General features: G+C 69.9%; 9 protein-coding genes, 1 tRNA gene and 1 pseudogene. 4 read left to right on the top strand and 7 right to left on the bottom strand.

Annotated features, from left to right (window positions below; all coding sequences use genetic code 11):
- Positions 1 to 26 precede the first annotated feature (26 nt).
- Positions 27 to 560 (bottom strand): DUF2165 domain-containing protein, encoded by a 534-nt coding sequence (locus ACTWQI_RS01440; protein ID WP_443266588.1) that lies wholly within the window; start codon positions 558 to 560, stop codon positions 27 to 29.
- A 3,062-nt stretch (positions 561 to 3,622) separates the two neighbouring features.
- Between ACTWQI_RS01440 and ACTWQI_RS01445 the strand changes: the two are divergent.
- A pseudogene (locus ACTWQI_RS01445) lies at positions 3,623 to 3,919 on the top strand (tyrosine-type recombinase/integrase); the annotation flags it as partial.
- 57 nt (positions 3,920 to 3,976) lie between these two features.
- Here ACTWQI_RS01445 and ACTWQI_RS01450 read toward each other — a convergent pair.
- Both ACTWQI_RS01450 and ACTWQI_RS01455 read right to left on the bottom strand, forming a co-directional pair.
- Positions 3,977 to 4,483, bottom strand: coding sequence for a hypothetical protein (locus ACTWQI_RS01450; RefSeq protein ID WP_443266589.1), 507 nt, complete (start codon positions 4,481 to 4,483; stop codon positions 3,977 to 3,979).
- Positions 4,484 to 4,566: 83 nt separating this feature from the next.
- Positions 4,567 to 4,638, bottom strand: a tRNA-Val gene (locus ACTWQI_RS01455).
- 398 nt (positions 4,639 to 5,036) lie between these two features.
- Between ACTWQI_RS01455 and ACTWQI_RS01460 the strand changes: the two genes are divergently transcribed.
- The 3 genes from ACTWQI_RS01460 to ACTWQI_RS01470 all read left to right on the top strand — a co-directional run bounded on the left by ACTWQI_RS01460 (position 5,037) and on the right by ACTWQI_RS01470 (position 7,563).
- The gene (locus ACTWQI_RS01460; protein WP_443267153.1) at positions 5,037 to 6,395 is read left to right on the top strand and encodes a hypothetical protein; all 1,359 of its coding nucleotides are present in this window, start codon (positions 5,037 to 5,039) and stop codon (positions 6,393 to 6,395) included.
- 272 nt (positions 6,396 to 6,667) lie between these two features.
- Positions 6,668 to 7,321: a DUF4383 domain-containing protein gene (locus ACTWQI_RS01465; protein ID WP_443267155.1), complete on the top strand. Its 654-nt coding sequence runs from the start codon at positions 6,668 to 6,670 to the stop codon at positions 7,319 to 7,321.
- Positions 7,322 to 7,344: 23 nt separating this feature from the next.
- Positions 7,345 to 7,563: an FmdB family zinc ribbon protein gene (locus tag ACTWQI_RS01470; RefSeq protein WP_443266591.1), complete on the top strand. Its 219-nt coding sequence runs from the start codon at positions 7,345 to 7,347 to the stop codon at positions 7,561 to 7,563.
- A 43-nt stretch (positions 7,564 to 7,606) separates the two neighbouring features.
- Here the strand turns inward: ACTWQI_RS01470 and ACTWQI_RS01475 are convergent, their stop codons facing one another.
- From ACTWQI_RS01475 to ACTWQI_RS01490, 4 genes are all read right to left on the bottom strand, one after another.
- On the bottom strand, positions 7,607 to 8,266 hold the full coding sequence (locus tag ACTWQI_RS01475) for an O-methyltransferase (protein ID WP_443266593.1): 660 nt from the start codon (positions 8,264 to 8,266) through the stop codon (positions 7,607 to 7,609).
- A 13-nt stretch (positions 8,267 to 8,279) separates the two neighbouring features.
- On the bottom strand, positions 8,280 to 9,038 hold the full coding sequence (locus ACTWQI_RS01480) for an HAD family hydrolase (RefSeq protein WP_443267157.1): 759 nt from the start codon (positions 9,036 to 9,038) through the stop codon (positions 8,280 to 8,282).
- A gap of 80 nt (positions 9,039 to 9,118) precedes the next feature.
- Complete coding sequence (locus tag ACTWQI_RS01485) at positions 9,119 to 11,980, bottom strand: phosphoribosyltransferase (protein ID WP_443267159.1); 2,862 nt, start codon at positions 11,978 to 11,980, stop codon at positions 9,119 to 9,121.
- Positions 11,981 to 12,012: 32 nt separating this feature from the next.
- Positions 12,013 to 13,215 (bottom strand): HpcH/HpaI aldolase/citrate lyase family protein, encoded by a 1,203-nt coding sequence (locus ACTWQI_RS01490; protein ID WP_443266595.1) that lies wholly within the window; start codon positions 13,213 to 13,215, stop codon positions 12,013 to 12,015.
- Positions 13,216 to 13,336: the final 121 nt, after the last annotated feature.

A 13,336-nucleotide genomic window follows, 5' to 3' on the forward strand; every position in this document is an offset into this window, starting at 1 on the left:
CGAGGGCGCCCCTTCACTTGAGCGTGTTACTTCCCGGCGGTCGCCCGCCCGTCCGCCGGAAGATGGATGACCAGAAGAACGACCCCGCTCAGCGTAAAGACCCGCATCGCCGCTTCCAGCCCGTTCCAGTCCGCCGACTGCCACATGGCGAACCACTCGCCGCCGATCCCTATGAACCCGGCACCGAACAGCAGCATGAGCATCAGCAGCCCGAGAGTGGAGACGCGCCGGGCGCGGTGGTGGTCGCGGCGGATCCACAGGTACGTGGCGTAGAGGAGGACAAGGGCGGCGACCGTCTCCCACACGATGATGGCGACGTACACAGCGTCCTGCAACGCCCGCGACTCGATGGCCCGCCACATGAGGTCCTCGTCCTTGAACGTCGTGTCCATCGCGAGGACGTGCCGGACGAACTGCTGGTTGGTGCCGAAGTCGGTGATGTTACTGAAGGCGACGATGGCGATGTAAAGGGCGACTGTGGCGGTGAGGAGGGTGGACGCGAGGGGGAGGAGTGCGGGGCCGGATCCCTGCTGGGACTGAGGTGTCTGCTTAATGGTCATGGTTGGACTATGTCGCTGAGAGGCCTGTCAACTCCAAGCTTTTTTGGCGAGTTGGGTAAAGACTGACAACGGACCGGCGGAGGGGCAAATGACGCGGGTACGCCCGTCGATGCAGCGCTGATCCATCAGCGCAGACGACAGGGCTTCGTCGGCTTGGGCGCCGAACGGGCCGCGTTCCGCGAGAACCTCGACCCGGCCTCGGAGACCCACGGCACCGGCACGCGCGCAGTGCCTCGAAGCAGCGCCGCGTGTTCCCCGGCGCCTCCGCGCCCAGCTCGGCTCGAACATCCAGTTCGTCGCGTACCAGGCGGTGGGGGTGTCTCTGCTCGTCGACCTGTGCGAGCAGTCGAGTGCGGGCCTTCTCGGCGCCCTTGATGTCCTGGGCACGCTCATGGAGGTAGATGCGCTTCTTTGTGAGGGGGTCGAGTCCGGCGTAGACGCGGACCTCGAATGCGTCCCCGCGTTGCCGGATGCTGCCCCGCTGCCGGTGGTCTGTGGGCATGCCCGGGACCGTAATGATGGGTTTCTTGATGGGCACGCGGAACCAGCCAGACTGCCGTACCCGCGTTCTGGCTGTTCAGAGAGGTGGGCACAGGCGGATTCGAACCACCGACATCTGCTTTGTTAGTTCGATCGACTAATCGGCCTGTCCCAGGGCCGTCCCACCCACGGTGCTGCACCTGCTCCACAGGGAGCTGTCACGGTCCGCTCGCGTCCGCCGCCGTTGATGTCACGTGTGGATGTCAGGCGCACCCGCTGCACGGCGCGGCCTCTCAGCCCTGGCCGGTGCCGCAGCTTTCTTTGATCGCCGGCGCCGATGCCAACTGCGCGACAGCTCCCCACCGGCGACGGAGATGGTGGCCATGACTGCGGATGTGGGCAAACTCTTGGGGTCCCCGATGATCTTCCCCAAGAGCCAGAACGCCACCGTTGCCAGGCCCCAGGCTATGCCCCAGTCCCTGACCCATTGCCGCCAGTGCTTGTCCTTCATAGGCCGAAGATTGCCACGGTCTGCGCTGGCTCCCCAGGGCGGCGTGGAGAGGCTTTGGGCGGGAGCGATCATGGGCGAGAGATCGGGACCCGCAGGGCGACGCGCACACGGATCCGGAGGCCGCCTCGGTGTCGACCGTGGCGGCTGGTCACGGCGTTGCGGGACAACCTCTGATCGACGTCCTGTCCACGAATAGTCCGCAGACCGCACGGCGCGAAAGTCAGTAGCTCAAAGCTGATCCATGGTCTTACGATCCATGCGGGCCTGCGTCGGTCAGTAGCTGCCGCCTCCCCAGTTGCTGACCCGTTGTGGAGGGGACCAGCCCGTTCGAGCCGGGCCGGCGGGAGGATTTGGACTCTCAGCGCGCCTTTCGCCGCGCGAGCCCCATCGAGATTCGAATCTACGACATCCGCTTTAGGAGCGAGGTGGGGTCAGTTGAGCCCTGACCTGCGGCACGCCTGCTCCGGCGGTCGTTGGCCGCGCCCACTGCCAGCCGCCGCAGTTCCCCGTGAGTCCCCGCCCGATCTGGCGCGGTTGTGGCACGGGGTCACTGTGATCCGAGCCCAAGCTGGGTCGGTCAGCGACGGCCGTATCGGTCGCTACGAGATCTGGGTGGAACGGTAGCGGACGGGGGGTAGTTGTTGGGGTTGCGTCACGCTGAATCGGTCCCGCAGCGGGCACGTATAGGGCACCCTTGTGCCCGGTTGCTTGCTCCACTGAATTGGTGGGTCCTCTGGTGCGGACACAGGAGATTGTTCCGATCGCCGTCGCGTTGATCGCACTGCTCGGAGTGCTTGCTCAAGCTCGACGCAGGCGGCCCCGGCTCAGGGAAACCGTCAAGCTTGACGCGGAATTGCTTGCGCTCCTCCCTGAGGGGAGCAAGGGGAGAGAGATCCTCCAAGATCACATCGACAGCGCGATCCGGATGATCGTTGAGGGCGAGGACCATAAGTCTCGTAACATTCGGCGGAGCTGTGGCCGGTGCGTTCATGCTCGCGATCGGCGGCACGGGCCTGGTGCTCCTGTATCTACTGGCCCCGTTCGATGCTTGGTGGTGGTGGGTGCTCACCGTTCAGGCTGCGGGCACCGTTATTGGCGGCATCTCAGGAATTGTGGAGGACCTGACCCCGCGGCGCCGCGATGCAAGAGGGCAACCTCTGACTCGGTCAGGTTAGGGACGTCAACGTTAGTCACTGTTGAGCACTGCCTCACAGCCCAGAGACGGCTCAGATCCGGCACGTACGCGCGCGGGTGGTGTGGAGAGAGTTTGAGGTCTGGCCCTTGGGGTGAGAGATCTTGGGGCCTTACGCTGCTCCGCGAATCGGGCTGGCTCCCTTGCCTGCCCGCAATGGCCCGATCGGCCCCAAGATCTTAGAGGCTCGCCCCAAGGGACAGACCTTAAAGTCTCGGAGCGCCGCCAGCCCCCGCCCCCACTTACCTCCTCACCACCCTCATCCGCACCTTCCTCGCCGCCCCCGGGGCACCCCGCCTGGACTCGCCCCTGAGATACGGGGTGCCTGTGTGGCTGCTCAGTCTGCGCCCGTGGTGGGTGGCTGCGGCTGACCCCTGGGAGATGTCGGTGGTGGTGTCGGGCGGTGGGGTATCTGCTCGGTCCGGTGCTGCTTTGGGCGGGACAAAGCGTGCGGCGGATCATCTCGTGGCAACTGTGGTGGCGCGGGGCCGTGGGCGGGGGCGGAGCGGGCCGCAGGCAGGAGCGGCGCCCCCAGTCCACGAGCCCGCGCCGGCCCGCGTGGCGGGCCGGTGGGGTGTGATCCGTAGCGGCGGCTGTCGAAGCCGTTGGTCTGCGCGCCGGATGCCGAAGGCAAGAGCACCCACAAGGCCAGAGCCACAAGCCGAACGCCTTTCCGCGGGACCTACCCACGAGACGCCAGACCGATGAGGTGGAAGGCAGTTGCTAGCCTCAATCGGCTACCCACGGGCCTTGGCTGGGCGGACACCGTGCGACTGGCACCAGGAGAACCGGCAGGGGAACGGCAACACCCTGCGACAGCTTCCGGAGTGCTCCCCCACCTCCCCTTCCCCGCGCGAAGCGTGGGGCTTGAGAGGGACAGGGCACGTCTTCACGACTCGTACCGGCCGTCCCATCGAGCCGCGCAACCTGTACCGCTCCTTCACCCGGGTCGCGAAGAACGCCAACCTCCGGGTGATCCGGCTCCACGACCCGCGGCACGGCTGTGCCACCCTCCTCACCGCCGCCGGGGTCGCTCCTCGCGTGGTGATGGAGATCCTCGGGCACAGCCAGATCGCGGTGACCATGAACGTCTACACGCATGTCGTCCAGGACACGCAGCGCGAGGCAGTGAGCCACATGGACCGCCTGCTGAAGCGGCGCCCCGACACCGGCTGATCGCTGCGGTTGACAGTGGAGCCCCGGGCCGTGATCGGTTCCGGGGCTTCGTGGTGGTCAGGTGTTGGGTTCGGGTTCTCGGCGCTCAACCAGTTCGCGGGCGGCGAGAAGGGCATCTTCCTTGAGACGTTCCAGCGGAATGCTCCAGTTCTCGTCCCAGTCCGCCAGCTGGATGGCACACATGACGACTGGTTGCAGTTCGTCGGGATAACCGAGGTCCATTGCCGCCTCGACCCAGATGAGATCGGCGCCGATTGCGGGATCCAGGGACCCGTCAACGATCTGGGCGGCTAGCCAGTAGGCCAAGGCCCACTTGGCGGCAGTTGGATCCGCTGGTGCGGTGAAGCCGAGCCCCAGCTCTTCCGCCACGTGATCGAACAGCTCCTGCGCCTCATGTTCCTCGCGACGTCCGAGGCCAGCCAGGAGCGGGATCGACGGAGCCTCGACGCCAGCCAGGAGCGCGTCGAGGGCTGCTTGGATGAGACGGTCGGAGCCGACGTGCCGACCGCACGCGCGCGACTGCACGAGCGTCCTCAGCTGCTTGAGCGCCTCGTCCCCGGTCACGCCTGACGCATCCCGTCTACGTTGATGTCAGATCTGGATGTCAAAGACCCCCGGCCATGATCGGCTGGGGGTCTTTTGGCCGGTGGGCACAGGCGGATTCGAACCACCGACATCTGCTTTGTAAGAGCAGCGCTCTACCGCTGAGCTATGCGCCCTTGGACGAAGTGACAGACTACATGGCCCGCGACCGACGGTTCCAAACCAGTCAAGGCGGGTGGGAGATCGCCATGGCGGTCAGGCCCCTCGTTTCTTGCTCCTTGCCAGATCCGCATGGTCCCGGTGTCGGGATCTTCAGGGGCTCGCCGTTTGGTGCGGCCCCTGTGGTCGGGTCGGCGCGGCCGGCTGCGGTGCGCCGCAACTGTGCGGACGGCAGCATCGCACGCGGCGGCAACGGTCACGTCACGCTCTCAGCCGCGAACTAACCGGCCCGTGTGTTCGTCCTTTCCTGGTGGGAGAATGTCACCGGGTTTTCCGGGGGAGCACGGCACGGGAGAGGGATGTGACGGCGACAGACGCGCAGCCGTACGCGCAGCGAGGACGCCGTCGTCGTCGCATCAGTCGCACCGCAGGGAGGGCGGCCGTCGCGGGGCCGCTGCGGGACGCAGCCGTCCTGTTCGTCCTGCCGCTCGCGCTCCTCGCCGTCACCCTCCCCGCCGCCTTCGCAGGCGGCGGCACCCGACGCTGGTGGGGTCGCGGCGAGAGCCAGCGCGCCGAGGCGCAGGCGGCCAAAGACGCGGCGGCCGCGGCGTTCTACGAGCTCGACACCGCCCAGCGGGACCTCCGCATCTCCCTCGAGACGATCACGGCCGTGGACGACTCCCCCGCCGCGCGACGAGCGGCCGAGGACTTCCGTGCGCTGGGCGGGCGTATCGACCAGGTCAGTCACGACTACATCAGCGCTGTCGACGCTTATGACCTGGACCGCCCTGATCTCGAGGCCGCCACGGCCGCCAGGGCTCGTGCCGATCTGACGCGGGCCAAGGACGAGCTGGAGCGGGTCAAGAGGGAGCTCGATCGCTTCGCAGACAGTCTGGGGCCGCTGCTCCACAAGGCGGAGACCGAACTGGCTCGGCTCGCGCCCGCCGTCGAGCGCGCCCGGCAGGCCCTGCTCGCGGCGACCAACGCCCTCGACTCCGTGCGCGCCTCCGGCCTCCGGGCGGACGACCTCGCCGCCCGCCTCGCGGCGCTCTCACCGGAGCTGACCAGGCTCAATCAGGGCGCGGGGCAGCACGGCGTACAGCAGACGATCCACCGCGCGGACGACGTCCTGCGGGAAGCGGAGGCGGTCCGTGTCGAGGCCGAGCGGCTGCCGGAGCGGGCGGCCGAGATCGACCGCAGGCTCGTATCGCTGCGAACCCGCGCCCAGGCGCTGACCACCCGCACCGCCGGTGTCAAGCCGATCCTCAGCGAACTGCGCCGCCGCTACGCCGTCGCCTGCTGGCAGGACCTCCAGTCGGTCCCGGAGCAGGCGACACGGTCCGTCGCGCAGGCGGAGAACAAGCTCAAAGAGGCGCAGGCGGCGCGCGACGAGCAGCGCTGGCCGGACGCCACCTCGCTGCTGAGTACGGTCCGGGCGCTCCTCAACGCGACGGACGAGGCCGTATCCGCGGCCGGGACGCGGCTGCAGCGGCTGAACGAGGTGTCGTTCGATCCGTCGAAGGAGGTCGAGCGGACACGGTTCGCGATCCGCGACGCACAGCGGCTGGCCATGGCCGGGCGCACCACGCCGGACCCACGGCACGCCCGGCCGCTGGACGACGCGGTTGCACGGCTGGAGCGGGCGGTCGCAGGCCTGGAGGGCCGGCACCCGGACTATTGGCACTTCCTGACCGAGACGGAGGCGGTACGGCGCACCGTGGCGCGGGTGGTGAGCGAGATCCGCGAGCAGCGAGGGGCGACCGGGAGGGCCTGAGCGGCGTCCGGCCCGTGGCGGTATGGGCAGGCCTCGTGCGGACCCGGTACGGACCCAGTACCGACCCGTATGCGCTCAGTACGGCCCCGAGGGCTGCTCGATCCCGGCTCCGGGCCTGCCACCTGTTCCTTTGGCGAGCGTCTGGGCGGGGCGGATGCTGGAGGTAGGAGGTGGGTCTCGGTCGAAGGAGGCCCGGTGTGACAGTCCGTGCCCTCAGGAGCGGCGGAGCCAGGAAGCAGGAGGCCGGGAACCGGGCGACATGGGTCCGGGGAATCCCGGACCGGGGACCGGCCGACAGCCTCCCGGCGCGGCTCGCCAGGCACCCGCGGCTCGACGAGCATCTGCCGGTGGACCACCGGCTCAGCCGGGTCTACCGGATCGGTGCCGGGCTGATGGGCCTGGTGCTGCTCGTCTTCGGGATCCTCGGGCTGATCGGCACGGTGGGCTTCTTCGACACCGAGGGCGACACCGTGGCCGGTCTGAACACGAACGGTGCGCTGAGCGTCCTGTCGATCGTCGTGGGATGTGTGCTGTTCGCCGGCATGGTGGTGGGCGGCAATGTCGCCTCGACGCTCAACATGTGGCTCGGCGTGGCGTTCCTGCTGAGCGGCTTCGTCAATCTCGCGCTGCTGGAGACGGACTTCAACTTCCTGGCGTTCCGCCTCCAGAACGTCCTGTTCAGCTTTGTCGTCGGCCTGATGCTGATGACGTTCGGGATGTACGGGCGGGTCAGCGGCACGCTGCCGCACGACAACCCGTACTGGCGCCTCCGCCACCCCGACCAGGCGGCCCGTGAGGAGGCGGCGCACCGGGCGAGGGTGGGGCCGCCGGGTGGCGGCCACGCGCGGTACCGGCCGCAGCGGGGACTGCGGAGGCGGCCCGAGCAGCGGGCCCCGCAGCCGCCCGAGGCGCGCGGCGGGCGTTGACCCACGGCCGTTAACCTGTGCGCATGCCCCGTTACGAGTACCGCTGCCGGTCCTGCGGCACCACCTTCGAGCTGAACCGCCCGATGGCCGAGTCCTCCGCGCCCGCGTCGTGCCCGGACGGCCATGAGGACACCGTCAAGCTGCTGTCCACGGTCGCCGTGGGCGGCACGGCCGCCGCCCCGGCCGACCGGGGCGGCCCGGGTGGCGGCGGCGGTTGCTGCGGAGGCGGCTGCTGCGGCTGACGGCGCCCGCGCCGGCCTGATGCGGCGCGCGAGCGCCGGTGGTTCAGCGCTTACGGGCCAGCGTCAGCCCGTCGGCGACCGTGAGCAGCACCGTCTCGGTCCGGTCGTCCACCGTCACATGGTGGTTGAACGCCCTGATCGCCGCGGCGTTCCCGGTCGCCTGTGGGTTGGTGACCTCGCCGTGGAACAGCACGTTGTCCACGACGATCAGCCCGCCGGCGCGCACCCGGGGCACCAGCTCGTCCCAGTACGCGATGTAGCTCTGCTTGTCCGCGTCGAGGAAGACGAGGTCGATGTGCGGCTCGTACGGCATCGCCCGCAGCGTCTCCAGGGCGGGCCCGATCCGCAGCTCGATCCGGTCGGCCACCCCTGCCTTCGCCCAGGCCTCGCGCCCGTACGCCGTCCACTCCTCCGAGACGTCGCACGCGATCAGCTTGCCGTCGGCGCGCAGGGCCTGCGCCATGGAGAGCGTCGAGAGTCCGGTGAAGGTGCCGATCTCGACGATCAGCCGGGCTCCGACCAGCCGGGCCAGGAAGGCCAGTAGCGGTCCCTGCTCCTCCGCGATCTGCATCCCCGCCGCCGCCGGCAGTTTGGCGTGCGTGATGTCGATCAGCTCCCGCTGCACCGGATCCAGTGGCGGATTGTGCGCAAGGACGTACTCGTACAGCTCGGGTGTGAGGGGGCTGCCCTTGGGCTCGACCATGGTCTACCTCGTCCTACCTCTCCGTCCGCGGATACCGCTCCGGTTCATGGGCCAGCATGGCACCGAGGATGCGCTCGCCGGCAGCGACACCGCGCTCGCCGAGGGCCGTCACATGCGGCGCGGTCCAACCCGTGTCGGCGAGCTCACCGTGGCCCGGCCGCCAGCCGGTATGGGCCGCGAGGAGCAGATCGGCGTCCAGCAGCGAGTCCCCGGCCGCGAGGACGTCGGTGGCGCCCGTACGGCGGACCACCTCGGCCAGCGCAGCGCTCTTGGTGAGCGGCCGCGGCACCGCGTAGATCTTCCGGCCCTGCAGGGACACCGTCCATCCCCGGTCCTCGGCCCAATCGGCCAGGTCCTTCACCCACGTCTCGGGCAGCAGGGCCCGGTCGACGACGAGATAGGCGAAGAGGTCCTCGGCGATCCGCTCCTTGAGCAGCCACGCCGGGTCCGCGGACCGTACGAGGTGCTCGCGGACCTCGGCGAGCGGGGCGCAGCCCGCCTCCAGCCGCTCCGCGACGCCCGCCCGCCAGTCGGGGTCGGACTCGCCGTCGACGAGGAGGTGGCCGCCGTTCGCGCAGATGGCGAAGCGGGGGGCGGGTCCGGGGAGGCGGATGCGGCGGTACTGCTCGCGCGTGCGGGTCGTCGTGGGGACGAAGACGGTCTCGCGGGCCAGCCGGTCGAGGAGGGCGGCCGCCGTCTCCGTCATGTACGAGAGCGGCTTCCGGTCGTACACCTCGACGCACAGCAGGCGGGGCGCCTGCTCGTCGGGCATGTCCAGGGCGAGGGCGGCGGAGGAGTAGATGAGGGTGCGGTCGAGATCGCTGGCCACCACCCTGACGGCGGTCGAAACGCTCACGGCCCGGTCACCGCCTTGCCGTCGGCGCCGGTCGCGCCGCGCGTGTAGCGCGGGTGGATGAGCCCGACGCAGCTGTACGGCAAGCCGTCCACCTCCTCGACCGGGACACCCCGCTGACCGGCCAGCAGCCGTACGTGGTCCAGGTCCGCTCCCGCGCCGCGCCGCGCCAGGATCCGCCAGGGGACGCGGCGCAGCAGCACGCGGGTGGTCTCGCCGACACCCGGCTTGACGAGGTTGACGTCATGGATGCCGTACTCCTCGCTGATCCGCTCGACGGCGGCCCAGCCCTCCCATGTGGGCGCGCGGTCGGCGGCGAGCAGCTCCTTGACGTCGATGGCGACGTCGTCCGCGACCTCGTCGAAGCGGGCGGCGACGGTGTCGAGGAAGTGGCCGGAGACGTCCGCGCCGGCGAGTTCGCGGTAGAACTTCGCGCCGTGGAAGTCGTCCGGACCGACCAGGTCCGCGCGGAGCACGGTGCGCGAGACCAGGCCTGAGACGGTGGAGTTGAGGCAGGCGGAGGGGATGAGAAAGTCCTCGCGGGTGCCGTACGTGCGGACGCAGCCGCCCGGGTCGGCGAGCACGGCGATCTCCGGGTCGAAGCCGGGGAAGTCCTTCAGGGCCTCGGCCAGTTCGCGGGTGATCGCGCCCTTGCCCGTCCAGCCGTCGACGAAGACGACGTCAGCCGGGTCGTGGTGGTGGGCGAGCCAGCGCAGCGCGGCCGTGTCGATGCCGCGGCCACGGACGATGGAGACGGCGTAGTGCGGCAGATCGAGGCCGTGGGCGTGCTGCGCCCAGCGGCGCATCAGGATGCCGACAGGGGTACCGGCGCGGGCGAGCGAGACGAGGACGGGGCGGGCGCCCGGCCTCGTTGCGGCCCGCTCGGCGAGCACGGTCTCGGTGACGGTGCCGACGGCGCGGGCGATGCGGGCCGCGGAGGTGTCGAGGGCGGTGCGGAACAGCTCCTGGTAGCCCTCGCTCGGCTGGTACTCGACTGGCAGCGACTCGGCGTAGTGGGCGCCGCCGGACTGGATGGCCTCCTCGCGCTCCTCGGTCGGGGCCTCGAGCTCGACTCGGGAGAAGTCCTGGAGCAGCCAGCCGACTTCATCGGGGGCGTAGGAGGAGAAGGCGGGGCCGCGGAGCGGTTCGGGCATCCGTGCTCCGGTCGGCAGGCGGCCGGTCTTCAGAGGGGCGGTCTCCTGCACGCCGGTCTCCAGAGAGCCGATCTCCCGCACACCGTCTCCGGAGCGGGGACTCTTGGTCCGCGCGGCGTTCCGGCGTACGGGGACGTAGCTGGGGACGACGGCGAGCAGGACCCGGCCGGTGTGGCCGGCGAGCTGTACCAGCAGGCCGTCTACGGCATGGAGTTCGGGGGTGTCGGCGGCTGAGTCCACCACCACGACGACGGCGTCGAAGCCGGCCCCCGCGACGTTGTAGGCGTAGCGGTCGCCGGGGCCGTCCGCCGGGCCGTCGTGCGCGGGAAAGGACAGTCGGGTACGGATCGCGTAGCCGGGGTCGTCCACGGCCAGTACGGGTGACCGGGTGGTGGTCGAGAACCGCACCTCGGCGTCCGTCGTCCGGTCCAGCTCCTGGGCGAGCCTCAGCGGTGCGTACATGAGCTCCTCGAAACCGAGCACGAGGACGCGCGGTGGGGCTACCGGGCCCGTTTCGAGGTGGTCGTGGCGGGTGTCTCCCACCGCCGACGCACCCTGCCCGCCGAGCGGTGCCGCGGCAGGACGCGGGCCGTCGGCGGGAGCCGGAATGTCCTCGCCGTCGACAGCGACAGCGACGTCAACTCGAGCGCGGGCGCCGCGGGCTGCCCGCAGAGTGTCGGCGACGCGCCGTGCCATGCCCGGCAGCGCCGCATCGAGGACGGCGCGGTGTGTGGGCGTGAAGCCGTGCCGCCCGCCGTCCGGCAGTCCTTCGGGCCAGCCGAGTTCGACACGCAGGACCTGGGCCGACGGACCGTCGGCCACCGGCCGCGCGCCGTCCGAACCGGAGGGACCGCTGGAGCAGAAGGAGCCGGAGGAGGCGGAGACGACCGTTCCCGCCCCGGCACGAGGGGGCTCCTGCCCGTCATTGCCCCGCTGGTCGTGGGCCGGAGCCTCAGCGGAAAGCCGCGCCGTATCCGCCGCCGGGCCAACCGGGGCGAGTCGAGCAGCGGCTTCGTACCGCTCGACAAGGATCTGGCCCCGGGCCAGGACATCGGCGGGAAGCCGCACCGTGCCCGCCGCCGAGGCGACGAGGTCGACGCGGGCGCCCAGGTCCGCGGCGAACGCCTCCAGAGCCACCCGGTCCTCCCCGGATCGCATGTCGACGAGCGCCACGATCACGTAGCGGTCCCGCGGATACCGGGCGTGCAGGTCCTTGATCGTGTTACGGATGGTGCTGCCGGTCGAGAACTCGTCGTCGACCAGCACCAGCGGCCCGTCCCCGCGGAGCAACGCCGCGTCCTCCGGCAGAAGCAGGTGCGACGTCGCGTGGCTGTGGGACTCCTCGAAGCCGCCTGCCGGGTCGATGCCCGCCACCGGACGCCGTGTCGAGTGCAGGTACGGGGCCAGCGCCAGGCCGTCGGCGACGCTGTGGCCGAGCCCGGTCGCCGTCTCCGCGTAGCCGAGGACGACGGCGCGCGCCGCCTCCTCGTCACCGAGCAGCTCCCGCACCCGCTCGCCCAGCCGCAGCCCCGCGCCGTATACGACGTCCGGGCGCTGCGGCACATGCTTGCCCAGCACGTTCGACACCAGCAGATGGGCGCGTTTGGGGTTGCGGCGCAGGGCCAGACCCAGCAATTCGGCCAGCTTCGCGTCACCGGAGAGCCGGACGTCCAGCCGGTCCGCGACCCATTGCCCCGACCACACCATGCAGTACTTCTCTCTTGTCTCTGTCGTCTCGATCACTCGGTGACCGCATTCATGCCGCATTCGCGGGTGCCCGCACGCACCTCGAGCCCGGCCGCGAGCAGCTCGACGAAGCTCACGTCTTCCCGGGCCACGCCGAAGACCTCCGCCCGCAGCAACGTGCGCTCGGCCCACGCCCGGTGCGGCTTCACCTCGTTCATCTTGTTGGTATACGCGGAACGCAACACTCCGCCGCCGCAGCGCTCCGGCTTGAGGATGTCCACCGCATCCGTGAACTCCTCATGGCTGACCACCGACAACGCGTGAACGGGCATGACATGCGAGGGATGGATGCAGGTCTTGCCCAGCAGCCCGTTGGCCCGGTCGAGTTCGATCTCGCGCAGCAGACCGTCGATGTCGTGCTCGATGAGCGCGGTGCGCAGCTGCTCCGCGCGGCCGGTGAAGGGGCTGCGCCGCAGCTGCGGTTTGAACATCCGCTCCTGGACGCGGAAGTACTCCCACACCGGTCCGGTCACCGTGAACCCGGTGCCGTCCGCACGCCCGAGTGTGTTCACCACATCGGCGATCACGGAGGCGACGATCTGCACGTCGTAGGCGGTCATGTCGGGCGCCCGGCGCAGGCCGTACGACGAACAGAAGTCGGTGACGCCGAGGCGCAGCGCCAGAACGCGGTCGCGGTACTTGTCGACGGTCCGCCTGATGCCGCCGAGCGTCTCGTACCGGCTCTCCAGATGCATCAGCTCGGGCGACTCCAGTACGGGCATCGCGTAGAGCCGGCGTCCGCAGGCGGCTTCCGCAGCGACGAGCGCCTCCAGGAAGGGCACTCCGCTCTCCTCGGTGAACTTCGGCAGCACGAAACCGGACAGCAGCCGCACGGCCGGGCCGATCCGGCTCACCAGATCGGTGATCTGCTCGGGCTCGCGGACCCGTACGAAGAGCAGGGGAAGGTCGCCGCCACGCCGGTCGAGATCGGTGAACTGCCGGACCACGTTGTCCTCGGCACCGGTGACATCGGCGTCGTCGATGGAGTCCTCCAAGCAGAGGACCATGGACACCACGCCGCGCGTCGCCTGCTTGCGTACGTCGTGGGCCAGCCGAGGCCGGGTGGCGGGGCTGTAGAGCGTGGCACCCAGGGCGACGGCAAGCGTGCGGGCCGGGGAATCCGCGGTGAACGCGACCGGTTGCCGGTGGAACAGGCCCTCTCGGACCTCGGGCGGGACATGCCCGAAATGTCGCATAAGTCTCCCCGTGGAACGCTGCTGAGTCATGACTCGATCTGGCCGGTAATCGTACGTGTGGGCAGTGGTCGAGAGTTCCCCGTGCACGTGAAAATCACGTAACCCGCCGACGTCGGTGTAG

The organism is Streptomyces sp. KR80 (genome assembly GCF_052245555.1).
Taxonomy (GTDB): Bacteria; Actinomycetota; Actinomycetes; order Streptomycetales; family Streptomycetaceae; genus Streptomyces.

What these genes read in the sequence shown, in the direction of transcription:
- ACTWQI_RS01440 (WP_443266588.1), bottom strand. Translation starts at nt 560, where the DNA reads ATGACCATTAAGCAGACACCTCAGTCCCAGCAGGGATCCGGCCCCGCA.
- ACTWQI_RS01470 (WP_443266591.1), top strand. Translation starts at nt 7,345, where the DNA reads ATGCCCCGTTACGAGTACCGCTGCCGGTCCTGCGGCACCACCTTCGAG.
- ACTWQI_RS01475 (WP_443266593.1), bottom strand. Translation starts at nt 8,266, where the DNA reads ATGGTCGAGCCCAAGGGCAGCCCCCTCACACCCGAGCTGTACGAGTAC.
- ACTWQI_RS01480 (WP_443267157.1), bottom strand. Translation starts at nt 9,038, where the DNA reads ATGCCCGACGAGCAGGCGCCCCGCCTGCTGTGCGTCGAGGTGTACGAC.
- ACTWQI_RS01485 (WP_443267159.1), bottom strand. Translation starts at nt 11,980, where the DNA reads ATGGTGTGGTCGGGGCAATGGGTCGCGGACCGGCTGGACGTCCGGCTC.
- ACTWQI_RS01490 (WP_443266595.1), bottom strand. Translation starts at nt 13,215, where the DNA reads ATGCGACATTTCGGGCATGTCCCGCCCGAGGTCCGAGAGGGCCTGTTC.